The organism is Sphingomonas sp. S2M10 (assembly GCF_012650175.1).
Lineage (GTDB): Bacteria > Pseudomonadota > Alphaproteobacteria > Sphingomonadales > Sphingomonadaceae > Sphingomonas.
The window spans coordinates 22752-47083 of record NZ_JAAILI010000032.1 but is presented as its reverse complement, the minus strand read 5'-3'; the positions used below and the strand labels follow the sequence as shown (position 1 = coordinate 47083).

At 68.3% G+C, this 24332-nt stretch carries 27 protein-coding genes and 1 tRNA gene; 19 read left to right on the top strand and 9 right to left on the bottom strand.

The genetic code is table 11. The annotated features are described in order from the left end of the window. The 4 genes from S2M10_RS08425 to gspG form a co-directional block, all read right to left on the bottom strand. On the bottom strand, positions 1-506 hold a 506-nt coding region (locus S2M10_RS08425), incomplete at its 3' end, for a type II secretion system protein N (RefSeq protein WP_282098035.1). After that, on the bottom strand, positions 503-853 hold the full coding sequence (gspI, locus tag S2M10_RS08420; protein ID WP_168845717.1) for a type II secretion system minor pseudopilin GspI: 351 nt from the start codon (positions 851-853) through the stop codon (positions 503-505). The genes gspI and S2M10_RS08425, both read right to left, overlap by 4 nt. Further along, positions 850-1308, bottom strand: a complete 459-nt coding sequence (locus S2M10_RS08415; RefSeq protein ID WP_348770555.1) for a prepilin-type N-terminal cleavage/methylation domain-containing protein — start codon at positions 1306-1308, stop codon at positions 850-852. Before S2M10_RS08415 ends, gspI begins: the two co-directional genes overlap by 4 nt. Positions 1309-1376: 68 nt before the next feature. Next, positions 1377-1847: a type II secretion system major pseudopilin GspG gene (gspG, locus tag S2M10_RS08410; RefSeq protein ID WP_247650706.1), complete on the bottom strand. Its 471-nt coding sequence runs from the start codon at positions 1845-1847 to the stop codon at positions 1377-1379. Positions 1848-1892: 45 nt separating this feature from the next. Between gspG and gspL the strand changes: the two genes are divergently transcribed. From gspL to S2M10_RS08390, 4 genes are all read left to right on the top strand, one after another. Continuing rightward, positions 1893-3008 carry a type II secretion system protein GspL gene (gspL, locus tag S2M10_RS08405; protein ID WP_168845714.1) on the top strand — a complete coding sequence of 372 codons (1116 nt, stop codon included), beginning with the start codon at positions 1893-1895 and terminating at the stop codon, positions 3006-3008. After that, positions 3005-3505 carry a type II secretion system protein M gene (locus S2M10_RS08400; RefSeq protein ID WP_168845713.1) on the top strand — a complete coding sequence of 167 codons (501 nt, stop codon included), beginning with the start codon at positions 3005-3007 and terminating at the stop codon, positions 3503-3505. The genes gspL and S2M10_RS08400 overlap by 4 nt, the downstream gene beginning before the upstream one ends. Next, positions 3502-4968, top strand: coding sequence for a type II secretion system ATPase GspE (gspE, locus tag S2M10_RS08395; protein WP_168845712.1), 1467 nt, complete (start codon positions 3502-3504; stop codon positions 4966-4968). The genes S2M10_RS08400 and gspE overlap by 4 nt, the downstream gene beginning before the upstream one ends. 149 nt (positions 4969-5117) lie before the next feature. Continuing rightward, on the top strand, positions 5118-6344 hold the full coding sequence (locus tag S2M10_RS08390; protein ID WP_168845711.1) for a type II secretion system F family protein: 1227 nt from the start codon (positions 5118-5120) through the stop codon (positions 6342-6344). A 35-nt stretch (positions 6345-6379) separates the two neighbouring features. On the opposite strand, the gene gspN is transcribed toward S2M10_RS08390, so the two are convergent. Next, complete coding sequence (gene gspN / locus S2M10_RS08385; RefSeq protein ID WP_168845710.1) at positions 6380-7012, bottom strand: type II secretion system protein N; 633 nt, start codon at positions 7010-7012, stop codon at positions 6380-6382. An 83-nt stretch (positions 7013-7095) separates the two neighbouring features. Here gspN and S2M10_RS08380 point away from each other — a divergent pair, with 83 nt between their 5' ends. From S2M10_RS08380 to S2M10_RS08365, 4 genes are all read left to right on the top strand, one after another. Beyond that, entirely contained in the window at positions 7096-8130 is a 1035-nt protein-coding gene (locus S2M10_RS08380; protein WP_168845709.1) for a penicillin-binding protein activator, read from the top strand. Beyond that, positions 8127-8681: a type II secretion system protein GspJ gene (locus S2M10_RS08375; RefSeq protein WP_168845708.1), complete on the top strand. Its 555-nt coding sequence runs from the start codon at positions 8127-8129 to the stop codon at positions 8679-8681. The genes S2M10_RS08380 and S2M10_RS08375 overlap by 4 nt, the downstream gene beginning before the upstream one ends. Further along, the gene (locus S2M10_RS08370; protein ID WP_168845707.1) at positions 8678-9562 is read left to right on the top strand and encodes a type II secretion system protein GspK; all 885 of its coding nucleotides are present in this window, start codon (positions 8678-8680) and stop codon (positions 9560-9562) included. The genes S2M10_RS08375 and S2M10_RS08370 overlap by 4 nt, the downstream gene beginning before the upstream one ends. 68 nt (positions 9563-9630) lie before the next feature. After that, a complete protein-coding gene (locus S2M10_RS08365; RefSeq protein WP_168845706.1) occupies positions 9631-10218 on the top strand; it encodes a hypothetical protein in 588 nt (195 codons plus the stop codon). Positions 10219-10221: 3 nt separating this feature from the next. On the opposite strand, the gene ybaK is transcribed toward S2M10_RS08365, so the two are convergent. Further along, a complete protein-coding gene (ybaK, locus tag S2M10_RS08360; protein WP_168845705.1) occupies positions 10222-10695 on the bottom strand; it encodes a Cys-tRNA(Pro) deacylase in 474 nt (157 codons plus the stop codon). A gap of 131 nt (positions 10696-10826) precedes the next feature. Here ybaK and S2M10_RS08355 point away from each other — a divergent pair, with 131 nt between their 5' ends. From S2M10_RS08355 to S2M10_RS08340, 4 genes are all read left to right on the top strand, one after another. Continuing rightward, on the top strand, positions 10827-11549 hold the full coding sequence (locus tag S2M10_RS08355; protein ID WP_168845704.1) for a S8 family serine peptidase: 723 nt from the start codon (positions 10827-10829) through the stop codon (positions 11547-11549). 152 nt (positions 11550-11701) lie between these two features. Continuing rightward, on the top strand, positions 11702-12103 hold the full coding sequence (locus S2M10_RS08350) for a DUF2147 domain-containing protein (protein ID WP_168845703.1): 402 nt from the start codon (positions 11702-11704) through the stop codon (positions 12101-12103). A 48-nt stretch (positions 12104-12151) separates the two neighbouring features. Continuing rightward, the gene (locus S2M10_RS08345) at positions 12152-13441 is read left to right on the top strand and encodes an outer membrane protein transport protein (protein ID WP_168845702.1); all 1290 of its coding nucleotides are present in this window, start codon (positions 12152-12154) and stop codon (positions 13439-13441) included. Between the two features lie 174 nt (positions 13442-13615). Beyond that, positions 13616-14986, top strand: coding sequence for a tetratricopeptide repeat protein (locus S2M10_RS08340; protein ID WP_168845701.1), 1371 nt, complete (start codon positions 13616-13618; stop codon positions 14984-14986). Positions 14987-15089: 103 nt separating this feature from the next. Here the strand turns inward: S2M10_RS08340 and S2M10_RS08335 are convergent. Then, a tRNA-Pro gene (locus S2M10_RS08335) sits at positions 15090-15166 on the bottom strand. A gap of 187 nt (positions 15167-15353) precedes the next feature. Between S2M10_RS08335 and pnuC the strand changes: the two genes are divergently transcribed. The 3 genes from pnuC to S2M10_RS08320 all read left to right on the top strand — a co-directional run bounded on the left by pnuC (position 15354) and on the right by S2M10_RS08320 (position 18898). Then, complete coding sequence (gene pnuC / locus S2M10_RS08330; RefSeq protein ID WP_168845700.1) at positions 15354-15908, top strand: nicotinamide riboside transporter PnuC; 555 nt, start codon at positions 15354-15356, stop codon at positions 15906-15908. Next, on the top strand, positions 15905-16429 hold the full coding sequence (locus tag S2M10_RS08325; protein WP_168845699.1) for an ATP-binding protein: 525 nt from the start codon (positions 15905-15907) through the stop codon (positions 16427-16429). The genes pnuC and S2M10_RS08325 overlap by 4 nt, the downstream gene beginning before the upstream one ends. A gap of 177 nt (positions 16430-16606) precedes the next feature. Further along, on the top strand, positions 16607-18898 hold the full coding sequence (locus S2M10_RS08320; protein WP_168845698.1) for a TonB-dependent receptor: 2292 nt from the start codon (positions 16607-16609) through the stop codon (positions 18896-18898). Positions 18899-19004: 106 nt separating this feature from the next. Here S2M10_RS08320 and S2M10_RS08315 read toward each other — a convergent pair whose 3' ends face one another. After that, positions 19005-19967, bottom strand: coding sequence for a CsgG/HfaB family protein (locus S2M10_RS08315; RefSeq protein ID WP_168845697.1), 963 nt, complete (start codon positions 19965-19967; stop codon positions 19005-19007). Positions 19968-20121: 154 nt separating this feature from the next. Between S2M10_RS08315 and lepA the strand changes: the two genes are divergently transcribed. Beyond that, positions 20122-21930 carry a translation elongation factor 4 gene (lepA, locus tag S2M10_RS08310; protein ID WP_168845696.1) on the top strand — a complete coding sequence of 603 codons (1809 nt, stop codon included), beginning with the start codon at positions 20122-20124 and terminating at the stop codon, positions 21928-21930. Between the two features lie 52 nt (positions 21931-21982). On the opposite strand, the gene S2M10_RS08305 is transcribed toward lepA, so the two are convergent. Continuing rightward, the gene (locus S2M10_RS08305; protein WP_168845695.1) at positions 21983-22183 is read right to left on the bottom strand and encodes a hypothetical protein; all 201 of its coding nucleotides are present in this window, start codon (positions 22181-22183) and stop codon (positions 21983-21985) included. Positions 22184-22300: 117 nt separating this feature from the next. Here S2M10_RS08305 and S2M10_RS08300 point away from each other — a divergent pair, with 117 nt between their 5' ends. The 3 genes from S2M10_RS08300 to S2M10_RS08290 all read left to right on the top strand — a co-directional run bounded on the left by S2M10_RS08300 (position 22301) and on the right by S2M10_RS08290 (position 24237). Continuing rightward, entirely contained in the window at positions 22301-22912 is a 612-nt protein-coding gene (locus S2M10_RS08300) for a hypothetical protein (RefSeq protein ID WP_211090942.1), read from the top strand. A 150-nt stretch (positions 22913-23062) separates the two neighbouring features. Beyond that, the gene (locus S2M10_RS08295) at positions 23063-23380 is read left to right on the top strand and encodes a hypothetical protein (protein WP_247650705.1); all 318 of its coding nucleotides are present in this window, start codon (positions 23063-23065) and stop codon (positions 23378-23380) included. A 104-nt stretch (positions 23381-23484) separates the two neighbouring features. Further along, positions 23485-24237: a murein L,D-transpeptidase gene (locus S2M10_RS08290; protein WP_168845693.1), complete on the top strand. Its 753-nt coding sequence runs from the start codon at positions 23485-23487 to the stop codon at positions 24235-24237. Positions 24238-24332 lie beyond the last annotated feature (95 nt).

The following is a 24332-nucleotide window of genomic DNA, read 5'->3' as shown; positions in this document are numbered from 1 at the left end:
GGGGGCGCGCCGGCCGGCGGGGCCGCGGCCGCGGCTTGGCGCTGCTCGGGTGACAGGGTGGGATCGGGAAAGGCGAGGAACTCGCGGCGGCCGCCATTGTCGAACAGCACGCGATCGCGCTGGATGGCGGCGATGGTGGCGCCGTTCACCGCCTGACCGACGCGGAACGCGGTGGCAGGCGCACCGCTCACCGCGATGAAGGCGGTGGAAAGCTCGGCGGGCACCGCCGCGACGATTCCCTTCAACTCCAGCGGGAGCGTGCTCGGTTGCGGCGCATCGACGATCACCGGCGTGCCGAACGGCGCCAGCGCGATGGCGGGAGCCATGTCGGGCGCGACTGCGGGACCCGAGCGGCCCGAGGGCACGGTGATCGCGCCGGTGCCGGCATGGCCAGCGATCCGCCAGGTGAGCCCTGCCAAGGCAAAGGCGACCGAGACGACCATCGCGCCGGTCAACAGGTCGAGCGCGGTGCGCGTCTGGCGCGGAGTGAGGGCAAGGCGGGTCATCCGTTTCGTCCGTCCACGAAGCCGTCGAGCGATGCAAGCGGCGTCTTCTCGGCAGCGGGAAACACGTTGATCCGGATGCGGGTGATTTCGGGATCGTCGGTGCTCCGCTTGTCCACCGCGATGCGCCAGCGTTCGCCGAGCATCTCCACCTGCGCCTCGCCGGCAATGCCGGCCTCCAACTCGGCGAGACGATTTTCCGCCACCCACATCGCGGCGGCGCGCCGTTCCACTCCGCGCGTCGAATCGATATGGCTCTGCACGGTGCGCATCAGCCCCACCGTGGCGATGGCCAGCACTGCCAGCGCCACCAGCGCCTCGATCAGCGAGAAGCCGCGCTCGTCGGTCATCGCGCGGCCGGGGCAGGGAGGGCCGTTGCGGTCAGACCGTCATAGCGGACGATCCAGCGCTGGCTGCCATTGTCCACCGTTGCCGCCATCGGCCTGCCGGATCCGTCGACCCCCAGCACGACCGGGGGGCGCGAGTCGAGCGTCAGGGTGATCCCGGCGGGCAGCGTGTGCGGCGCCAGCGCGCCATCGGTGCGCGCGGCCATCCCGCCGCCCGCGCTGATCGTGGCGAAGCCATAGCCATGCGGCTCGGCAGTGAAGGCGACCAGGCGATCGCCGAGCATCGCGTCGTCCGCGGCGGCCTGCAGCCGCGAGGCAAGGCGGCGGGCTTCGCTCTCCACGCTCGGCTTGCGCGTGGCCGCGCCGATTCCCAGGGTTACCGCCCCGGCGGCGACGCCGATGATGACCAGCACGATCAGCATCTCGATCAGCGTCATGCCGGTTTGGGCAGGCGCGATCGGGCGGCGCCCCTCCCGAGGGCGGGAGGGGAGGGACGTCAGGTGCGGAACCGCCCCCCCGAGCGGCATCAGCCCTTGCCTTGGATATCTGCGTCGACGCCTTCGCCGCCCGGCTTGCCGTCCTTGCCAAACGAGCGAATCGTGAAGCCGCCGCCTTCGGACTTGTATTCGTACGGCTTGCCCCAGGCATCGAGCGGCGCGGCGGAGAGATAGCCGCCCTGTGCCCAGTTCGACGGCACCGGCGGAATCGTCGGCTTTTCCACCAGCGCCTTCAGGCCCTGATCGGTCGTGGGGTAATCGCCATTGTCGAGGCGATACATCTTCAGCGCGCCTTCGATGCTGGAGATATTGCCCTTGGTGGTGGTCACCCGCGCCTCGTCGGGCCGGTTGATCACGTTGGCGGTGATGAGGCCCGCGACCACGGCGATGATCACGAGAACGATGAGCATCTCGATCAGCGTCAGCCCGGCTTCATGCTCGCCGACCTGGCGGAGCTTGCGCGGGGCGCGCTGCGATGCGATGTCACAAAATGGTTTCAAACTTATGCGCATCCCTGCCTCATGCGTCCTACCCATGAAGCTTCTGTGACACACGGTGCCCGAACGCCGGACCTGCCGCCGCCGCACGCCGGAGGTGTGTGGACGCTGGCGGGCGACCGCCTGATCATAGTCTCCGCCGAGGGACCCGCAACCATCCTCGTTCCCACCGAACGGGTGCGGTTGCTCGCGGTCGACCTGCCGTTGCCGAATCGCGCCCGCCGGCTGGCGGCGCTGCCTTTCGCGATCGAGGACCAGGTGGCGGAGCCGATCGACTCGCTCCACCTGGCACTCGGTGCGCGGCTCGATCCGGCCGAATCGCCGAATCGCTATCTCGTCGGGATCGTGCGGGCGGACGTCATGGGCGCGTGGGTCGCGCTTGCGGAGGCGCAGGGTCTGGCCGGCGCACCGATGGTGCCGGACGTGCTGCTGCTGCCCCGGCCGGCGGAAGGATGGGCGGTCGAGGTCCGCGACGGCCGCGCGCTGGTGCTGGCGGCGGACGGAACCGGCTTCGCCATGCCTGCCGCGCTGCTCGGCGCAGCGTGGGAAACCGCGGGTCGGCCGCGCATCCACAATCTGGGCGAACCGCTCGAGGGCGCTCTCCAGGGGCATGGGGCGACGCCGGATCTGCGAGACCCCGCGGCGCGAATCGATGTCGCGACGGCCGAGCTCGATCTTCGCCAGGGCATGTTCGCCGCGAAACGGGAAGGCCTGTCGAGCGGCTGGCGGCGGCTCGGCTGGATTCTGGCGATCGGCGCGGCGGCGCACATCGTGATCGCCGGTGCCGATGCGCTGATGCTGCGGGCTATCGCCGATCGCCGCGCCGCGGATACCCGCGCGCTGGTCGCGTTGGCAGCGCCGGGGACGGACCTCACCGGCGACCTCAAGGCCACGGTCACCGATCTGCTGCCGACCGGCGGCGGGCAGGCGCCCGATCGCTTCGTGCCGCTGCTGGCGCGCGTGTCGTCGGCGCTTACCCCGCTTTCCGGCAGCATCTCGGTGCGGGCGGTGCGTTACGAGAGCAGCGTGCTGACGCTGGACTGCGCCCCCGGCGCTCCCGATCTCGCCGCGCGGATCGCCGAGGCATTGAAGGCCGGCCGCGTCCAGGGGCAGGCGACGGCCTCGCCAGACGGCTCCATCCGCATTACGGCGCGCGCAGCATGAGCAATTTCCTCCGCACCCAGCTGCCGACGCTCGACGCCGGCCTTTCCCGCACCGGCACTTGGTGGCAGGCGCGCAGCCCGCGCGAGCGGACGATGCTCGCCGCGATGGCCGTGTTCCTCGCGGCAGTGGTGCTGGTCTTCGGCGTGGTAAAGCCGATTCAGGGCGCGCGCGCCGCGGCGCTGGCCGATATCCGCACCTACGAGACGCTCAACGCCCGCATCCGCGCGGCGGGTTCGCTCAGTTCGGTGAAGCCGCAGCGTCGCACCGGCGCGCCCGAGACGATCGCCAACCAGTCCGCCGGCGCCTTCGGCGTGGCGCTGACCACCGCCCCGATCGCGGGCGGCGTGCGGGCGAGCGTGGCGGATGCGAGCTACGACTCGCTCGTCCACTGGCTCGCCGACGTGACGACGACCAGTGACTTGCGTGTCCGGCGTGTCACCTTGCAGCGACTGGCCGCGCCGGGCCATGTCTCCGGTACCGTGGAACTCGGCCAATGATCCTCGACGCGCCTAGCTTGCCCTACAGCTTCGCCCGCCGCCACGGCGTGCTGCTGCGGGAGACGCCGCAGGGGATCGAGTGCGTCCACCGCGCCGACGCCCCGCTCGACGGACTGTTGGAGGTCCAGCGGCTGGCGCCTGGTGCCCAGTTCGTGCGGCTGGAAGGCGCCGCCTTCGATACCGCGCTGGGCCAGGCTTATGGCGGGGCGGGTGGCGCCGCCGCCGATATCGACCTGGGCGACATGGATCTGGCCGCCTTGGCGGACAGCGCCGCCAGCGTCGACGACCTGCTCGACACGCGCGACGACGCGCCGGTGATCCGCCTGATCAACGCGCTGCTGCTGGAGGCGGTCAAGGAAGGCGCGTCGGACGTGCATGTCGAGACGCAGGAAAAGCGCCTCGTCGTCCGCTTCCGCATCGACGGCGTGCTGCGCGACATGATCGAGCCGCCGCGCGCGCTGGCGCCGCTGCTCGTCAGCCGCATCAAGGTGATGGCCAAGCTCGACATCGCCGAGCGGCGCGTACCGCAGGACGGCCGCGTGACGCTGCGTATCGGCGGGCACGATGTCGACGCGCGCGTCTCGACCATCCCGACCCAGCATGGCGAGCGGGTGGTGCTGCGTCTGCTCGAGAAGGGCTCGCTGAAACTGGACCTGTCCGGCCTGGGCATGAGCGAGCGCGACCAGGCGGTGTTCGGCCGGCTGCTCGAACGCCCGCACGGCATCCTGCTCGTCACCGGACCGACGGGTTCGGGCAAGACGACCACGCTCTACACCGCGCTCACCCGGCTCAACGACCGCAAGCGCAACGTGATGACGGTCGAGGACCCGATCGAATACGAGCTGCCGGGCGTCGCGCAGACCCAGGTCAACCCGCGCACGGACATGACCTTCGCGCGCGGCCTTCGGGCGATCCTCCGCCAGGATCCCGACGTGATCATGGTCGGCGAGATCCGCGACCAGGAAACGGCACAGGTGGCGGTGCGCTCGGCGATGACCGGCCATTTCGTGCTGTCGACGCTGCATACCAACAGCGCCGTCGGATCGGTGACGCGGCTGATCGATATGGGCGTGGAGCGCTATCTGCTCGCGCCGATGGTGGTCGGATTGTGCGCACAGCGGCTGGTGCGACGGCTATGTCCGACGTGTCGCCGAGAGGATGTCGCAAGCGAGGCGGACTCGCTGCTGCTCGGCGGCGCGCTGCCGGTGGGGGCGCCGGTGTGGCGTGCGGTCGGCTGCGACCAGTGCCATGACGAGGGCTATCGCGGGCGCGCCGGCCTGTACGAGGTGGTCGCGGTGGACGACGCGTTCCAGAAGCTGATCCACGACGGCGCCAGCGAGGCCGAGATCGATCGCCATGCGCGGCGCGAGAATCCGAGCTTGCTCGACGATGGCGTGGCCAAGCTGCAGGCCGGCGTGACCACGGTTGAGGAAGTCGCCCGCGTCGTGAGGGACGAGGCGTGAGCGGCCCCCAGATCCTCCCCGGCACGGGGAGGGGGACCATGCGTAGCATGGTGGAGGGGGGCATCCCCACCGGACTCGCGCGTGGAGGCCCCCCTCCACCCCGCGGCTGCGCCGCGCGGTCCCCTTCCCCGTGCCGGGGAGGATTTTAGATGCCCGCCTTCGCTTATCGCGCGGCCGATCGCAGCGGCGCCGCCAAGCGCGGCGTGATCGAGGCCTCGAGCCCCACCGCCGCCCGCGCGCTGCTGCGCGAGCAGGCGCTGCTGCCGCTCTCCGTCGAGCCTGCTGCCGAGCGCGGCCGCTCGATCGGATCGATCACCCTGCCGCGCTTCGGCCGCAGCGGGGTAAGCGCCCGCGCGCTCGCCACCGTCACGCGGCAGATTTCCACGCTGGTCGGCTCGGACATTGCGATCGAGGAGGCGCTCCGCCTCGTCGCCACCCAGTCCGAGCAGCCCGCGGTCAGCTCGCTGCTGCTCGACGTGCGCGGCGCGATCCTCGACGGCCGCAGCTTCGCCGCCGCGCTGGCCCAGCATCCCAAGGCATTCCCCGAATTCTACCGCGCCTCGGTATCGGCGGGCGAGGCCTCGGGGCGTCTGCCCGATGTGCTCAATCACCTCGCCGAGTTCGTCGAGAATCGTCAGGCCAATGGCCAGAAGCTGCAGCTCGCACTGCTCTATCCGGCGCTGCTGGCGCTGGTATCGTTTGGCATGATGGTGCTGCTGATGGTCTATGTCGTGCCCGACATCGTGAAGGTGTTCGTCTCGCGCGGCGCCGATTTGCCCCTGCTCACCCGCGCGCTGATCGCGATCAGCGCGTTCCTGCAGGGCTTCGGGCTGTACCTGCTGATCGCGATCGGCATCGGCATCGTCGCCTTCGGGCGCTGGCTGCGGGTGCCGGCCAACCGTCTGCGCGTGCACCGCTTCTTCGCCGAGCGCCGTCCGTTCCGCCGCTTCAGCCGCCAGATGAACGCCGCACGTTTCGCCGGGAGCCTCGCCACGCTGGTGGGCAGCGCGGTGCCGCTGGTGGAGGCGCTGCATGCCGCCGCCGCGGTGACGCCCAACCATTTCGTCCGCGAAAAGGCGCTAGGCGTGGCGATGCGCGTGCGGGAAGGCATCAGTCTGCGCGCGGCGATGCACGAAGCGGACATCTTCCCCTCGATGCTGGTCGCGATCGTGGCGTCGGGCGAAAGCTCTGGCAAGCTCGCCCCCGCGCTCGGCCGCGCCTCGGGTGAGCTGGAGCGTGAGCTGGATGCGCTGGTCTCGACATTGGTCGCGCTGGTCGAGCCGCTGGTGCTGCTGGTCATGGGTGGGCTGGTGCTGCTGATGGTGTTGGCGATCCTGCTGCCGATCATCAACCTCAACAACCTGGTGGGGGTGTAAAAGCCCTCTCCCGCGGGCGGGAGCGGGCTTTTAGTTCACATCTTTCCCTGAATTCGTGCCCCGCCGGGCAGGCCAACGAACGGCAGCGCAGCCGCGCCGTCCTTGCTGACGCCCAGGTCCAGCGTTCCGTCCTCGCCCAGGATCGCGTCGAGCAGTAGCTGCCGCCGCTGCGTCGCCGGCGTCAGACGGATCGTCGTGCGCGGGCCGATATGCTCGGCGGTCAGCAGCAGTGCCGGCACTGCGGTCGAACCCCCGCCGGTCTTGGGGCGGCAGCTGCCGGGATCGGTCGTCACCTTGCCGTCCAGCATCTGCGCGCCGCCGCGCACCGCGATCCGCGCCATCTCCACCTGCATCACCAGCTGGCAGGTGAACGGAAGATCGGGCTGAATCGCCTGGAGCAGGCTGGCATCCGCCGCGCCGCTCACATGATCGAGCACCGTCCGCCCGCCGAGATGCACCAGCGCGCGGCCGCCGAGATCGGTATCCGGTCCGGTCGCCTTCCAGTCCGCGGCGAGGCCGAGGCTGGTCAGCGAACGCAGCGGCGCCAGATGCCATTCCAGCTTGCTCCCGCCCGCCACGCCGACTTCGCCGTTCCAGATCGTCCCGGCCACGCCGCTGCGCCAGGGCACGTTTCGGACGAGCAGGCTCGCCGGCGCGATGGCCAGCATCGCAAGTGCATAGGCCCCTATGCCCAGCCCGGCGAAGACGATAAGACGCCGCCGTGCCTCACTTGCTGAATCCGGAGTTTGCAATGGACCGTCGGTCCCTGCTGCGGCTGTTGCCCTCGGGCCTCGTCCTATCCGCGGCATCGCTTTCCTCCAACGCATGGGCGGGCGAAAAGAAGGACAAGCGCCCCATCGCCCTGTTGCTCCCGCTCGACGGACCGCGAGCGGGGCTGGGCCGTAGCATGCGACAGGCCGCGTTGCTCGCGGAAAACGCGAATTTCGTGCTCGCCTTCGATACGGGCGGGACGCCGGAGGGCGCGGCGCGCGCCGCTGCCGAGGCGCTCCGCCAGCACCCGGCGCTGATTCTCGGGCCGCTTACCGCCGCCGAGGTGCCGGCGGTGGGCAGCACGGTGGCCGCCCGTGTGCCGGTGATCGCGTTCAGCAACGATTCGGTGCTGCGCCAGCCGGGGGTGTGGATCTTCGGCATCACCGCCGCGCAGGTGACCAGCGCGGTGCTGCGCTATGCCCGCACCCGCGGCGTGCGATCGGTGGTGATGATCGACGACGGTTCGCCCTGGTGCGCAGCCGCCAGCCTGGCCGCGGGGCGGATGGAGAGCGAGATCGGCCTGCGCCTTCGCGTGCTGCAGGTGACGCCCGGCCAGCCGCTGCCCCAGGCCGGAGACGCGCCTGATGCGGTGCTGCTGCCGGGCAGCGGCGAGGGCGTGCTCGCGGCGGCGCGGGCGTTGAAGGGCAGCGGCGTGCAGCTGCTCGGCACGCTGCAGGGGCTCGACAGCCGGCCCGAGGCGCTCGATGCGCTGGACGGCGCCTGGCTCGCCTGCCCGGATCCGGGCGCCTTCGCGTCCTTTGCCCAGGCCTTTGCAGCCCGGAACGGCGGCGATCCGGGTACGATCACCGCGCTGGCCTATGACGCTGCCGGTGTCGCCAACAAGCTGCGCGAGGCCAATGCGCTGAACATGGACGGGCTGGTCGATGCCAAGGGCTTTCACGGCGTTACCGGGCCGGTGCGATTCCGCACCGATGGGTCGGTGGCGCGCGACTTCGCGATCGTGGTCGCCTCGCGCGACGGCTATGCCAGCGTCGCGGTGAGTTCCGGCTCGTGACCCATCGCACCGAAGCCGGCGAGTCCGGCTTCACGCTGATCGAACTGATGATCTCGCTGGGGCTGTTCGCGCTGATCGCGGTGGCCGGGCTGGCGCTGGTCGACGGCATCCTGCGGGTCAACGGCCGCACCGAGGCGCGCCTGGATCGGCTGGCCGCGCTCCAGCGTACGATGTTCGTGCTGACCAGCGATCTGGACCAGGTGGCCAGCGGATCCATCGAAGGGCGCGGCGACCGGCTGTCCTTCGTGCGGAGCGCGCCGGGGACGGGCGGACTGGCGACGCAGATCCGCTATGCGACCGCCGGCGGCACGTTGCTGCGCGCCGCGCCGGCGCCGCAGGTGCTCCTGCCGGGGGTCGTCACCGCCCGCTGGCGCTTCTGGGACGGCGCCTGGGTCGATCGCTGGCCGGCGGAGGACAGCGACGAGGGCAGGAAGCGCTGGCCGCGCGCGATCGCGCTGGACGTGCAGACGGCGGGCCCCGGCGGCGCGCCGGTGACGTTGCGCCGGGTCGTGACCTTGCCCGCTCGTGCGCAGGAAGCGCCGCCCCAATGAGCGACCGCCGCGGGCCATGCGACGACGAGCGCGGCATGATCCTCGTCAACGTGCTGATGTTCGTTGCGATCGCCAGCGGCCTGGTGCTGCTGATGATCGACCGCGAGGAACTGGCGCTGGATCGGGGCCTGCGGATGCGCGAGGCGGCGCGGGCGCAGGCGATTGTCCGCGGCGGCGAGCTTTCCGCGCTGGTCGCGCTGCGACGCGATGGCGAGACGGCGGGCGATGTGGATCATCGCGGCGAGGCCTGGGCAAAGATCGCGGCCACGGGCGCGCCGATCCAGGGCGGCACCTTCGATCTCGCGATCGGCGATGCCGAGGGGCGGTTCAACATAAATTCGGTGCGTAGCGGCGAGGCGGGAGCGGTGGTGCTGCTCCAGGAAATCGCCAACGCGATCGACATGCCGCCCGAGCAGGTGGTGGCGGCGATCCAATATGTGCGCTTGCAGGGGCCGGTCACCGATCTGCGCCCGCTGCGGCTCGCCGGGCTCGAGCCCAAGGTGGCGGATCGGCTGGAGCGGGTGGTGACGGCGCTGCCCGGCATCACCTCGATCAACCTCAACGCGGCCGAGCCGGAACTGATGCAGATGCTGTTCAAGGATCCGCTGGTCGCCGGTCGGCTGGTGCAGGTGCGGGCGCGACAGGGCTATCTGACGCTCAAGGATCTGGACGACCAGCACGTCACGCTGCCCTGGGGCTGCTCGTTCCGCTCGACCACCTTCTGGGTGCGTACCCGCGCGACAATCGGCGGCACGTCGCAGCAGGAGGCGACGCTGATCCAGCGGCGGCGGACCCCAGACGGCAAGGTCGAGACGGTGCCGGTCGAGCGCTGGCGCAATGCCGCGGTGCCGCCGGGCGTGCCCGCCTTCGGCACGCGGTGAACGGTTGAGCTTGCCCGCCGTTTCTGGTCTGGTTCGCCGATGATTCCGGAGCCGCTGCCTTGGTCCTGATGCGTCTGTTCGGTCGCGGCGAGATCCGCCGCTGGCGCGACGCCCATGTCGCGATGGCGCGCGCGGTGCTCCAGCAGGCGGCCGCCGATCTGGTCGAGAGTTTCGACGCCGATCTTTCCCAGGCCGACTGGCGCGACGGGTTGATCGAGCAGACCCGCTTCGTCGGCGCCCGCATCGCGCCGGTGGTGCGCCAGGTGGCCGATCCGCTGGCACGGCGCGTGATCGAGGAGGCTGCCACGGCGCTCCAGCCGATCGCGTGGCACCATCTCCAGTGGCAGCCGCTGCCCGTCGACGCCAATCTGATGCGCGACATGATGGAGGAACTGGGCGACTGGGCGGCGGCCGGCGGGGCAGCGCTCACCGGGCTGTTCCGGGGGGCTGCCACCGGGCTGCCGATCGCCGGCGGCCTCGGGCGCGGCGGCGTGCCCGGCGACTGGATGCGGCTGCGCGCCGAGGCTCGGCTGCGCGCCAAGGTCCATGCCTATGTCTATGCCACGGTGGTGCAGGGCCCCAAGGGGCGGCCGGCGCTGCTGGAGCATGTGATCGCGCTGCTGCGCGACGCCGCACGCCACGCCCAGCCGCTCTGACGGTCATGCGACGATCGCGGTCACCTTGGCAGCCAGCACGCGCGCCGCGTCTTGCGGGTCGAGCCGCACCTGCAGCCCGCGCTGGCCGCCATTGATATAGACATAGGGCTCCGCAAGCGCAGCTTCCTCGATCACGGCGGGCAGCGTCTTCATCTGGCCGAAGGGACTGATTCCGCCGACCTTGTAGCCGGACATTCGCTCGGCATCGGCGGGCTTCATCATCTCCGCCGATTTGCCGCCCAGCGTCGCGGCCAGCTTCTTCATCGCCACCTGCCGGTCTGATGGCAGGATGGCGAGCACCGGCTTGCCATCGACCTTCGCCATCAGCGTTTTCAGCACGCGCGCGGGCGGCTCGTCCAGCGCTTCGGCTGCCTGCAGGCCGATCGCATCGGCATCGGGATCATAGTCGTAGCCGTGCACGGTGAAGGCGATTCCCGCCGCTTCCAGCATCCGAGTGGCGCGCGTCGCCTTCGACATGTTCGTGCTCCCCAGCAGCCCGTCGCGGTGCCATGGGCCCGACCTAGGTGCAAGCCCTAGGGGATGATGAAGCCCTTGTTAACGGTTGGCGCCTAGCCTCCGGCGAGGTTGGATAAAAGCCGGAGTGGGACATGCCCCTGCTGGGAATGGCGCTGTTCGCAGCGGTGGCGGCAAGCTCGCCGGCGGCGGCACCGCGTGTCGCCGTCATCGACAGCGGCGTGGCGGAAACGCCCGAACTGCACGGCAAGCTGATCGCGGAATATGACCTTGCCGGCACCGATCGCCCGGCGTTCCGGCCGCGCTACGACCACGGCACGATGGTTGCCACCATCCTCAGCCGCGCGGCGGCGGGGGCGGTCGCCATCATTTCCTTGCGGATCGACGATCCGGCGGGGTGCCGGCCGGGCGCGAACCCGCCCTGCCAGCCGCGTGCGGCGCCGATCGTCGCCGCGATCCGCAAGGCGATCGACCTCAAGGTGGACGCGATCAACATCTCGCTGGCGCTGGCCGACGATCCCGCGATCACCGCCGCAGTGCGCGACGCCGCCGTCGCGGGAATCGTGGTGGTGCTCGCCGCCGGCAACAACGGGCTGTCGCACCCCGGCAATCTGGCGATGGCGCGGCAGGGCTTTCCCAATGCGGTGCTGGTCGGCGCGCTCGATGCGGCGGGCAAGCCCTGGACCGGCACCAACCGTCCCGAACCCGAGATGCAGGGCTATCTCTATGTATGGCAGCGCGGCGTCGACGTGCCGACAAGCCTGGCCGACGGGCGGGCGGTGACCGGCACCGGCACCTCCTTTGCCGCCCCGATCGAAACCGCGCGCCGCATCGCGCAGCGGCGCCGTACCGTCTGAAATTTTCGGAAACACACCCGCCATTGCGGAACTTTGAGGAATGGGTATGGTTCCGGCCCAGGAGAGGCTGGGGCGTAAATATGCGCCTTGTCTGTCCTCGTTGTGGTTAATCCGCAGCGGGAACACAGGACAATGGAAAAACAAGTATGTGGATGAGTTTGCTTGTCGCGATGCTCGTATCGGCACCGCAAGCCGGAGAGGGTGTGGAAGGCCGCTGGAAGACCCAAACGCGCAATGCGATCGTCGAGATCCAGCGTTGCGGTCCATCGATCTGCGGGCGGATCCTGACGTCCGACGCGCTGCGCACCAATCCCGATCTGCGCGATACCAGGAATTCGAACGCCCAGCTGCGCAATCGTCCCTTGAAGGGGATGCAGATTCTGAGCGGCTTCACCGCCGACGGCGGCAACTGGAGCGGCGGCAAGATCTACAATGCCGAGGACGGCAAGACCTACAGCGCCGACATTACCCTGGCCGGCGCCGACCAGCTGAAGCTGCGTGGCTGCGTGTTCAAGCCCTTCTGCCGTACCCAGACCTGGACCCGGGTTCGCTGACCGGTCGCTGCCGCGACCGTTCCGAACCCCAGTAGCGTGAGAATCAACATGAAAAAAACGAAGCTCCTCCTCGCCGCCGGCACCATGCTGGCGGCCAGCGCCGGCTTTGCGGGTGCTGCCCATGCCCAGGCCTTCTACCTCCAGGAACAGTCCGCCCGCGGCGCCGGGCGTGCCTTTTCGGGCGAAGTCGCCGATACCGGCGCTGCCTCGCTCTGGTGGAACCCGGCGGCGATCGCCGATGCCGAGCGGATCGAAGTCAACCTCAACGCCGCGGCGATCCTGCCGCGCGGCCAGGTGGTCGATACCGGCACGCTGATCCGCCGCCCCGGCGGCCAGCCCGCCACCGCGATCGGCGGCGAGACGACCAGCCGCAATCCGATCAACAACGGCGTGCTGCCCTCGGGTGCGATCGCGGTGCCGCTCGGCCACCGTGTCGCGCTGGGCCTGGCGGTGACCTCGCCCTACAGCTTCACCACCGATTATTCTTCGACCAGCTGGGCGCGGTACAGCGCCGACAAGACGCGGCTGCGGACCATCGACATCCAGCCCTCGATCGCGGTTGCGGTGACCGACTGGTTGCGCGTCGGCGCCGGCGTGAATGTCGAGTATACTGACGCCAGCCTCAGCAACGCGCTGCCCAACGTGCTGGCCAGCCTGCCCGACGGCCGGCAGGAACTGAAGGGCGATGGCTGGGATGTGGGCTGGAGCGCAGGATTCCAGATGCACAGCGACCGGGTGACCGCCGGGTTCAGCTACAAGTCCGCCATCCGCCACAAGCTGAAGGGCGATCTGACGGTGAGCGGGCTGGTCGGTCCACTGGCGCCGAACAATCTCTCGCTGTCCGACGTCCAGGCGGATTTCTACACGCCCGCACAGCAGATCGCCGGCATTCGTTGGAAGGCGACCGACCGGCTGACGCTCAACGGCCAGGTCGTGCATTATAACTGGGACAAGTTCGACGCGATCCGCCTGGGCGCGCCGCTCAACACCGCGCTGCCTGAAAACTATCGCGAGAGCTGGAGCTATGCAGGCGGCGTCGACTATATGGTCTCGCAGGCACTTACGCTGCGCGCCGGCGTGCAACACGCGACCACGCCGACCCAGAATGGCGAGCGAGACGCCCGCGTGCCCGATGCCAATCGCTGGAATTTCGGTGCCGGCGGCTCCTATGCGGTGACGCAGAACATCGTGCTCGACGCGGCGGCCAATTACGTCGATTTCGCCAACGCGCCAATTGATCGGGCGACGATCGCGGCGGGGTCGACGATCCTGACGCAGGGCCAGCTTCGCAACGCGCGGGCGTTCGTGTTCTCGGTGGGCGGTCGCGTTCAGTTCTGAGGAGCAAGGTAGAAACAGCGACGCCGTCGGCCCGAAGGCCGGCGGCGTCTCGTCTTCTAAGCCCCTCCGTCAAGAGGGAGGGGCTTCAAAGTGGCAAACGCGGGGCTATCGCCAGACCGCACGACCACCTATCCGGAGCGACCCGCATCGACACCCATTTTTAAGGATGTTCCCGTGACCGACCTCGAGTCTGCTGACCGTCTGACCGAGGCGCGTGCCGCCCTTGCCGAGGCGATGGCGCTGCACGAGCAGGGTGATCTCGCGGCTGCGGAGCTGCGCTACCGCGCGGCGTTGGCGCAGGACTATCGCCCCACAGAAATCCTGCCGTTGCTCGCGGGGTTGCTCGGCCGGCTGTCGCGCCCGGAGGATGCGCTGCGCGCCTGGGATCAGCTGCTCGCGATCGAGCCGGATCATGCCGTCGCGCTCCACGAAAAGGGTCTGACGCTCCACTGGCTGAACCGCACCGATGAGGCGATCGCCGCGCTGGAACGCGTCTGCGCGCTCGATCCGGACAATCCCACCGCGCTCGGCAATCTCGGCGTGGTGCTGGCCGACGCGCACCGCACGCTGGACGCGCTCCGCACCTTCCGCCGCGCACTGGCACTCCAGCCGGACAATCTGCACCTGCGGCATCAGGTTCGGCGGCTCGGCTCGGGCGTGGTGCCCTTCTGGCATATTCCGATGATGAACGACGTGCCCCGCAACGATGCGTTCGAGGCGGCGATCAAGGCGGCGGTCGCGGTGGCCGGGCCGGATGCGCGGGTGCTCGATATCGGCGCGGGCAGCGGGCTGCTCTCGCTGATGGCGGCGCGGGCCGGCGCGCGCAGGGTAGTTGCCTGCGAGATGGAGCCGATGATCGCCGAGATGGCGCAGGGGATCGTTGCGGAGAACGGCTATGCCGACCGGATCACCGTCCACGCAAAGGCCTCCACCGAACTCGCGATCGGCAAGGAACTTGACGATCCGGCGGACATCCTGGTCTCGGAAATCCTGTCGAGCGACCTGCTCACCGAAAAGGTGCTCGATACGTTCGAGGACGCGCATCGCCGCCTGCTGGCGCCCGATGCGATCGTCATTCCGCGCGCAGCCAGCGCGATCGGCTGCCTCGTCGCCAGCGAGACCCTCGCAGGCTATAGCTTTGTCGGCGACGTGTCGGGTTTCGACCTTTCGGCGTTCGGCGCCTTTGCACCGCAGCGCCTGCCGATCCACGGGACGATGACGGGGTGGCAGCGGCTGTCCGACGACGTCGAACTGGTGCGGCTGAACCTGGCGCGGAAGAAGCAGGATGCGACGCTGGCGCGGCTTTCCATCCCGGTGACCGCGAGCGGCCGCGCGATCGGCATCGTCCAGTGGATGCATATCGATCTCTGGGACGGCGTGACGTTCGACAACCATCCCGATGACTATCACGATGGCGGGTGGCTGCAGGTGCTGCACAGTTTTCCCGAGCCGATCGACGTCGTGGCGGGAGAGGTGCTGAACATAGCGGCCGGGCACGACCGGATCACGCTGATCCTGTGGCCCCTGCCGCGCAGCGCCGGCTGAGGTTGCGTGCGGGCGGCAACGCCCGCCGACCTTATCGGATCGTGGAGAGGAAAGGGGCAGCGGGCGACCCGAAGGTCACCCGCTTTATCCCAAATGCAAGTAATGGTCGGGGAGAGAGGATTCGAACCTCCGGCCCCTGCCTCCCGAAGACAGTGCTCTACCAGGCTGAGCTACTCCCCGACGGAGTCCGGTCTACAATGCTTTCGGGAGCAGACCGGCTTGAGCTTGGAGGCGCGCCTATAAGGGCGGGTTGGCGCAGCCGTCAAGCGGTTCGTTGCAGCAAAAAGACAGAGGCCTGCATTTTTTCCGTGCCGCGCCCATCACTGCCCTCGACCGCCAACCGGCCGCCCGATAAGCCTCGCACCCCATGTCGCCGATCGAAGCCGTCGCCACCCTGCTCGGGCTCGCCAATGTTACGCTGGTCGTCCGCCGGAGCCTGTGGAACTATCCCTTCGCGCTGGCGATGGTCTCGCTCTATGCGGTGATCTTCCTGCGCGAGCGGCTGTACAGCGATGCGCTGCTCCAGGGCTTCTATTTCGTCGTCAACGGCTATGGCTGGTGGAACTGGCGCCGCGCCAGGGCCGATGCGGGCGAGGTGCCGGTGGTGATGCTGCCCGCCCGCGCGCGGGTCGGCTGGGGAATCGGTGCGGCGCTCGCTGCGCTCGGCTGGGGCGCGCTGATGCACCGGATGACCGATGCGGCCTTCCCCTGGTGGGACGGTACCATCGCCGTGCTCAGCATCGTCGCCCAGATATTGCAGTCGCGCCGGGCGTGGGAATGCTGGCCGCTATGGATCGCGGTGGATCTGCTGGCCATTCCGCTGTTTCTGGTGAAGGGGCTCTGGCTCACCGCAGCGCTCTATTGCCTTTTCCTCGCGCTTTCGGTGTGGGGAGCGATCGACTGGACCCGGGCCCGCGCATGATTCCCCGCACCATCTGCCTTCACGGCCCGGAAAGCACGGGCAAGACCACCGTCGCTGCACGGCTCGCCGAAGCGCTGGGCGGGACCGTGCTCGACGAATATGGCCGCGAATATGCCGAAGCGCGGGGCACCGACTTCACGATGCGGGATCTGGTGGAGATCGCCAAGACGCACGATGCCGGTACGAGGATGATGCTGGAGACGGCGCCGTTGCCGCTGATCCTCGACACCGATCCGCTGATGACCGCAGTATGGGCCGACATGCTGTTCGGCACGCGCGACCCCTGGTTCGATGCCTGGCAGGGCATGGCGGACGTCTATCTGCTGTTCGACATCGATCTGCCCTGGGTGGCCGATGGAACGCGGCTGTTCGGCACCGCCGAGGCGCGTCGGCGCTTCTTCGACCTGTCGCGCGCCGAGCTGGAGCGACGCGGCGTGCGCTGGACGATGGTCCGCGGGCAAGGGGATGCGCGCGCTGCCGCCGCGCTCACCGCCATCGAGGCTTTCAAGCAACAGGTTTGAGGAACCGGCAGCCGCCGGGTTTTCCGTCACAGGAAGTTCACAATCCAAGCCTAGCGCCGCCCGCGACGGCAGCGGGGATGCTCCAGAACAAGTGAACAGAAACGTCGGCGAAATGCCGGCCTTCGTCTCCGTGCGCTGTCCCTACACAAGATCAAGATATTCATTCGGGGAAAACCAATGCTGAAACTCGCGCGCGACCAGCGCAGCCTGCTGATCGGCGCCGCCTTAGGCGCGCTGTTCACCGCCGATCTTGCCTTTGCACAGGACACGCAGGGTAATGACGGCCTTAGCGAAATCGTCGTCACCGCTGAGCGCCGTCCCGAAAACCAGCAGGACGTGCCGATCTCGGTCGCCGTGCTTCCTGCCGCGCAGGCACGCGACTATACCGCCGGTGGCGATGACACGCTGCTCGCGCTTTCGGGCAAGGTGCCGGGCCTGTACGTCGAATCCTCGACCGGCCGCATCTTCCCGCGCTTCTACATCCGCGGCCTGGGCAACGCCGATTTCTATCTCGGCGCCTCGCAGCCCGTCTCGATCATTCAGGACGACATCGTTCTCGAGCATGTCGTGCTCAAGTCGAACCCGGTGTTCGACGTAAACCAGATCGAAGTGCTGCGCGGCCCCCAGGGCTCGCTGTTCGGCCGCAACACCACCGCCGGCATCGTCAAGTTCGACTCGATCCGCCCCTCGCAGCAGTTCGAAGGCCGGGCCACCGCGAGCTATGGCAGCTATAACAGCGTCAACGTGGATGCCGGCGTCGGCGGTCCGATCCTCCAGGACAAGCTCGCCTTCCGCATCTCGGGGCTGTACCAGCACCGCGACGACTATATCGACAACAGCTATACTGGGCCGAGCGCCGACGGTACCCGCGTGGGCCGCAAGGATGCCGCGGGCGGCTTCAACGAGCGTGACGTGCGCCTCCAGCTGCTCGCGACGCCCAACGAGAGCCTGTCGATCCTCGCCTCCGGCCATGCCCGCTGGTATGACGGCACCGCGACCGTGTTCCGCCGCGGCGCGCTGAACCTGGGTTCCAACCAGATCAACGGCGTGCAGTTCACCCGCGCGCGCTGGGACGAGGGCGCCGACAATCCGCAGAACTACAAGACCGCGGGCGGCTCCGTGCACATCAACTGGGATCTGGGCCCGGTAACGCTTACCTCGATCACCGGCTACGAGACGCTGTCCGGCTATAGCCGCGGCGATACCGATGGCGGTGCGGCGGCCGATTTCGGCAATGCCGGCTTCGGCGAGTCGATGGGCCGCGTGCGCGGTCTCGACCAGTGGACCGAGGAATTCCGGGTCGCCAGCAATGGCGCCGGCCCGCTCAAGTGGCAGGTCGGCGCGATGTATTTCGACGCGCGCGACATCACCGAATTCTACCAGCGCGCCTATTTCCTCACCGGCACCGCGAACAATCCGAACAACTGGGTGCAGCTGCACAACGTGAACACCAGCTGGGCGGTGTTCGGCCAGGCCAGCTACGAGATCACGCCGAAGCTGACGATTACCGCCGGCGGCCGCGTCACCGAGGATACCAAGACCACCGACCTGCTGAGGACGGCGAACACGATCGCGGGCGCGACGACCTACACCGGCCGCCGTCATGTGCGCCTGTCCGATACGCAGCCGAGCTGGGACCTGAGCGCGCGCTACGAGGTCAGCCCGGACGTCAGCGTCTATGCGCGCGTCGCCAAGGGCTTCCGCGGACCGACCATCCAAGGCCGTTCGGCGGTTTTCAACTCGGATTTCACCACCGCGGAGTCGGAGAAGATCCTCTCCTGGGAAGCCGGCATGAAGACCCAGCTGGGCCGTACGCTGCGCTTCAATCTGTCGGGCTTCTACTATACGCTCGACGATATCCAGCTGAACGGCAACGACGCCAACGGCAATGGCGTGCTGCTCAACGCCAACAAGGCCAAGGCCTATGGCCTGGAAGCAGATCTCGACTGGAAGCCGGTGCGCAACCTGTCGATCCAGGCCGGGCTGAGCCTGCTGCACAGCGAGATCGACGACAACAATGTCGAGGTGCAGACCTGCGCCTTCGGTGGCCGGCTTACCTGTACGGTGCTCGACCCCTATCGGCAGATCACGCTGTTCGGAGCGCCGGCGTTCCTCGCCAAGATCGACGGCAATCCGCTGCCCAACGCGCCCGAGTATAACCTCAACCTCAATGCGCGCTACGACATCCCGATGGACGTCGGCGGCAAGCTGTTCCTGCAGACCGACTGGAATGTGCAGGGCTATACCAACTTCGTGCTGTACGAGACCAAGGAGTTCACCGCGAACGGCAACTTCGAAGGCGGCCTGAAGATCGGCTACACCGCCGAGAACGACGCCTGGGAAATCGCCGGGTTCATCCGCAACATCACCGGCGAAAAGAATCTGAAGGGCGTGATCGAGAATTACCGCGCCGCCGTGCTCAATGAGCCGCGGGTGTTCGGCCTCTCGCTGAGCGGCAAGTTCAAGTAAGCTGACCGGCCGCGCCGCCCTGCCGCAGGGTCGGGGCCGGGGCCGGCAAGAGAAAAGGGCCGCCGCGGGATCTCCGCGACGGCCCTTTTTCTCGATCTGCGCCTGGTCAGTTCGACGGGGCGAGCTTGGTGTTCAGCACCCAACCGACATTGTCGTTCTCGTCGGCGACTTCCCACCACAGACCGTTCTTGTTGCCGGTCGGGTAGACGATGGCGCCCACCGGCAGCGTGCGGATCACCTTGCCGGCGGCGGCGGGGGTGGTGCGCATCGCCACCGGCGCCTGGGCGGTGAAGGTCTTGGTCGGCGCCGCCTGCGCGGTGCCTTCGTCGCCCGGGCGTACCAGGCCGAGCTCGTTGACCATCTTCGAATAGGCGTCGATGAAGGCCAGCGTCACGATCCGGCCGATATCGGTGTTGTCATAGCCGCCGCCCACGGCACCCAGGCCGCCGCCGATGAAGCCGACGCCGCCGCCCGCGCCCCAGCTGACGCTGTTCTTCGAGGCATAGCCTTCCTGCGTCGCGATCGTCTCGGTGGTACGGACGTTGGTGAGCGACAGCACCGTGTTCGCTTCCATCTTGCGCGACTTGATGCCGCCCAGCAGCCCGCCGATCGGCCCACCGATGATGCCGCCCGCCGCACCGGCGACGCCGCTGCCGCTCGCGTTGCGGTTCGACGCCTGAACCTCGGCGACGAGGACGTAATCCGCCGCCTTGATCTGGCCCTGACCGACATTCGAGCCGCGCTGCAGCCCGAGATTGCCGCCGATGTTGCGCTCGCGCTCCGCCGCCTGCAGGCCGGAGCCGCGATCGACGAGGTTGAAGCAGCCCGAACGCTGCACCAGCACCTTCAGCAGCTTCTGCGGCGGCGCCAGCGAATATTGCGTCCAGCCACGGGGATCGTCGCCGTCGACGATCGAGAGCGTACCAAGCTTGCGTGCGCAGCGCGGCACGTCCTGCACGGCCTGCTCCTGCGTGCGCTGCGTCTTGGTCGGCTTGCTCTGGGCAAATGCGGGAACGGCGCCCACGCACAATGCCATCGCCCCGGCCGCGCCGAGCAACTGCTTCATCATCGTCCTAAAACCTCCCTGTACAACCAGGCGGTCCGACTTGGGAAAAGACCGCCCCCCGGCCGTGTCCGTAACAGAATGGATCGCCACGGCCTAGCGACACCGTGCAATCGGGTACTTTGGCTTTTCTCTCCAAGCTGCTAACGCGCGCGGAATCATGGCAACCGACATCACCAAGATCCGCAATTTTTCGATCATCGCGCATATCGATCACGGCAAGTCCACGCTCGCCGATCGATTGATCCAGCGCACCGGCGGCCTGGCCGACCGCGAGATGTCCGAGCAAGTCCTTGACAACATGGACATCGAGAAGGAGCGGGGGATCACCATCAAGGCGCAGACCGTGCGCCTGGAATGGAAGGGCCATGTCCTCAATCTGATGGACACGCCCGGTCACGTCGACTTCGCCTATGAAGTGAGCCGCAGCCTCGCCGCCTGCGAGGGCGCGCTGCTCGTCGTCGACGCGGCGCAAGGCGTCGAAGCCCAGACGCTCGCCAATGTCTACCAGTCGATCGAGCATGACCACGAGATCATTCCCGTGATCAACAAGATCGACCTGCCCTCGGCCGAGCCCGAAAAGGTCCGCGCCGAGATCGAGGACGTGATCGGCCTCGACGCCTCCAACGCCGTCCTCGCCAGCGCCAAGAGCGGCATCGGCATCGACGAGATCCTCGACGCGATCGTCGAGCGCATCCCTTCCCCCAAGGGCGACCCCGCCGCCCCGCTCAAGGCGATGCTGGTCGACAGCTGGTATGATCCCTATCTCGGCGTCGTCATCCTCGTCCGCGTGATCGACGGCTCGATCCGAAAGGGCCAGCAGGTCAAGTTCATGCAGACCGGCACGACCCACCTGGTCGACCGCGTAGGTGCCTTCCGCCCCAAGATCGAGCAGCTGCCCGACCTCGGCCCCGGCGAGATCGGCTTCATCACCGCGCAGATCAAGGAAGTCGCCCAGGCCCGCGTCGGCGACACGCTGACCGACGCCAAGAAGCCCGCCGCCGAGCCGCTGCCGGGCTTCAAGGAAGTCCAGCCGGTCGTGTTCTGCGGCCTGTTCCCGGTCGACGCGGCGGACTTCGAGAAGCTGCGCGAGAGCATCTCCAAGCTGCGCCTCAACGACGCATCGTTCAGCTTCGAGATGGAAACCTCGGCCGCGCTCGGCTTCGGCTTCCGCTGCGGCTTCCTCGGCCTGCTGCACCTGGAGATCATCCAGGAACGGCTGATGCGCGAGTATGATCTCGACCTCATCACCACCGCGCCGAGCGTGGTCTACAAGATGCAGCTCACCAAGTCCGCCGGCGAGGCCGAGGGCAAGGAGATCGAGCTCCACAACCCCGCCGACATGCCCGATCCCAACCGGATCGAGGAGATCCAGGAGCCGTGGATCCAGGCGGTGATCTACATGCCCGACGAATATCTGGGGCCCATCCTCAAGCTCTGCCAGGATCGCCGCGGCATCCAGAAGAACCTCACCTATGTCGGCGGCCGTGCCCAGCTGACCTATGAGCTGCCGCTCAACGAAGTGGTGTTCGACTTCTACGATCGCCTGAAGTCGATCAGCCGCGGCTATGCCAGCTTCGACTATGAGCAGATCGGCTACCGCGCCGGCGACCTCGTCAAGATGGGCATCCTGGTCAACAACGAGCCGGTCGACGCGCTGAGCATGATCGTCCACCGCTCCACCGCCGAGAGCCGCGGCCGCGGCATGTGCGAGCGGCTCAAGGACCTGATCCCGCGGCATTTGTTCAAGATCCCGATCCAGGCGGCGATCGGCGGCAAGGTGATCGCGCGCGAGACGATCGCCGCGATGCGCAAGGACGTGACCGCGAAATGCTATGGCGGCGACGCGTCGCGCAAGCGCAAGCTGCTGGACAAGCAGAAGGAAGGCAAGAAGCGGATGCGCGAATATGGCAGCGTGCAGATCCCGCAGGAAGCCTTCATCGCCGCACTTCGGATGGGAGAAGAATAAGCAGGGAAGGGGAGCTGCTCTCGTTCCGCGGAGCTTCTTCCCCGATCAGACCCTACTTCACGGCGCGGCCACGCCGCGCGGCCCGCACGATCACTGCCGACCCCAGCAGTGCGGCCGAGACGATCCCCGCCACCGCGAGCAAGCCGCCGGTCGTGATCCTTGCCTCCAGCGCTATCGCGTCACCGACGCGCAGGGTTGCGTGGGCGCCGCTGGGGGCGGCGCGGGGCGGCTGGGTAAGAAGGGGCTCGACCATGGTTGCTTCTAGCTCGAACCCCGTTGTGGAGCACGCGCCGGGTTGCGGCCGCGCGACGATGTGAACCATTCCGGAAAACGAACGTTATGCGGCCGTCCTTATCAGATGGTTTCCCGCGTGAGTAACACCGTGTCGCATGCCCCCCGATCCCTGCCAGCGCGAACCCGCCGCTGGGCAGCGCCGGGAGTAGCGGCGGCGCTGGTCTTCGCCGCGCCGGCCTTCGGGCAGGCCTATGCTACCCGGCAGCTGGGCGACTGGACGATCGCCGCCAGCAAGGACGGGTCGGGCTGCTTTATCAGCCGCGCGTTCGATCAGCCCGGCGGCACCACGCTGCTGCTGGGGCTGGACCGCGACGGCAGCAACCATTTCTCCGTGCTCAACGAGAATTGGTCGATCCGGCCGCAGGACCGGCTGAAACTTACCTTCCGCCTCAGTCAGGGCGGCTATCCCAATCACCAGGCGATCGGCATCGTTGCGGACGGCAAGCAGGGCTTTGTCGCAGCATTCGATCCCAAGTTTCCGACCTCCTTCGCCGGCTCCAAGGCGTTGCATATCGATCGCGGCACCACCCCGGTCGCGCGGCTCCCGCTCGACGGCAGCGGGGCGGCGGTGGTCGAACTCCGGCGTTGTGTCGATGCGCAGCACGGCCCCGCCAAGGCTGCGGCCGGTGACGACGGGATTCCCCGTGATCCCTTCGCCGAGCGTCCCAAGGGGCGGCAGAAGCGCTGATGCAGGATCGCCTTGCCCCAGCGCCGGCTCGGTCCGGCGGACAACAGGCACAGCCGAACGGAATCGGGATTGTTGCGGGTCCGTTGCTCCGGCTTGGTGGCGGGGCCTTAGTTTAGTTAACGAGTGAAAGGTGTGTATATGCGTACTGGTATGAAGTTTGCTCCCCTCGCGGCGCTGATGATTGGCGGCGTTGCGCTGAGCGGTTGCGCGACCAAGTCGTTCGTCCGCGAGCAGATCGCGCCGGTCAGCCAGCGCGTGGATGCGCTGGAAACGCGCCTGCAGGAAACCGACGGCACCGCCAAGCAGGCGCTGTCGCAGGCCCAGGCCGCCGCCGGCCAGGCCCAGCAGAACGGCCAGCGCCTCGATCAGCTGAACGGCCGCGTCGACACGCTGGACCAGCAGACCCAGCAGCTTTCGCAGCAGGTGCAGCAGCAGAACGCGCGTCCGCGCAAGCGCGCCCGCAACTAAGCGGCGCCTGCCGCACCGGCCTTCGGGCCGCGGGTTTCGGGTGGCCGCGCTTCGGGGCGGCCACCCTTTTCTTTGAGCGCCTTTCTTGCTGAGCGATGACATCGATGATCCAAGGCTTATTCGCGCTGGCCGGGCTGGCGCTGATCGTTTCCCCGGCCGCCGCCAACCCGTCGCAGGATGCCAAGCCCAAGGCCGCGGCGACGAAGCAGGTCGCGCCTGGAAAGGGCAAGCGCGCGTCCGCCAAGGGCAAGCCCAAGGCAGCCGCCGCCAGGCCTGCGGCACCCGAGCTCCGGCCCTCGGCGGAGACGCTGCGCGTGCACGACTGGGTATCCGCGGCCGGGGACAATCACGGGCTGCCCTATCTGATCGTGGACAAGCCCAATGCCGCGCTGTTCCTTTACGACGCGCGGGGCAAGCAACTCGCCGCCGTGCCGGTGCTGATCGGAATCGCGCCCGGCGACGATGCGACGCCGGGGATCGGCGCCAAGCAGCTCTCCGAGATCGGCCCGGCCGAAAAGACCACCCCCGCCGGTCGCTTCCTTGCCAGGTTCGGCCTGGCGGTCGGCAAGGAGCGCGTGCTGTGGGTGGATTATTATACGTCGGTGGCGCTGCACCCGGTGCCCGCCGGTGCCGCGGCACGCAAGGAAAAGCGGCGCGAGCGGCTCGCTTCGCCGACGCCCGACGACAACCGCATCACCTTCGGCTGCATCAACGTGCCGTCGACCTTCTACGCCAAGACGCTCAGCCCGATGTACAAGGGCAAGGGCGGCTATGTGTACGTGCTCCCCGACGGCAAGCCGATCGAGGATGTGTTCCCCGCGCTCCACGTACAGACCGCCGACCGGCGGGGCGCGTAACTCGTCGGGCACCGGAGCTTCGGTGCGTTTTACGGTTTTCTAAGCCGGCTCTGCCATGGTCCGCCGCCTTCGCTCCTTGCCGCAAGGAGCTGTGG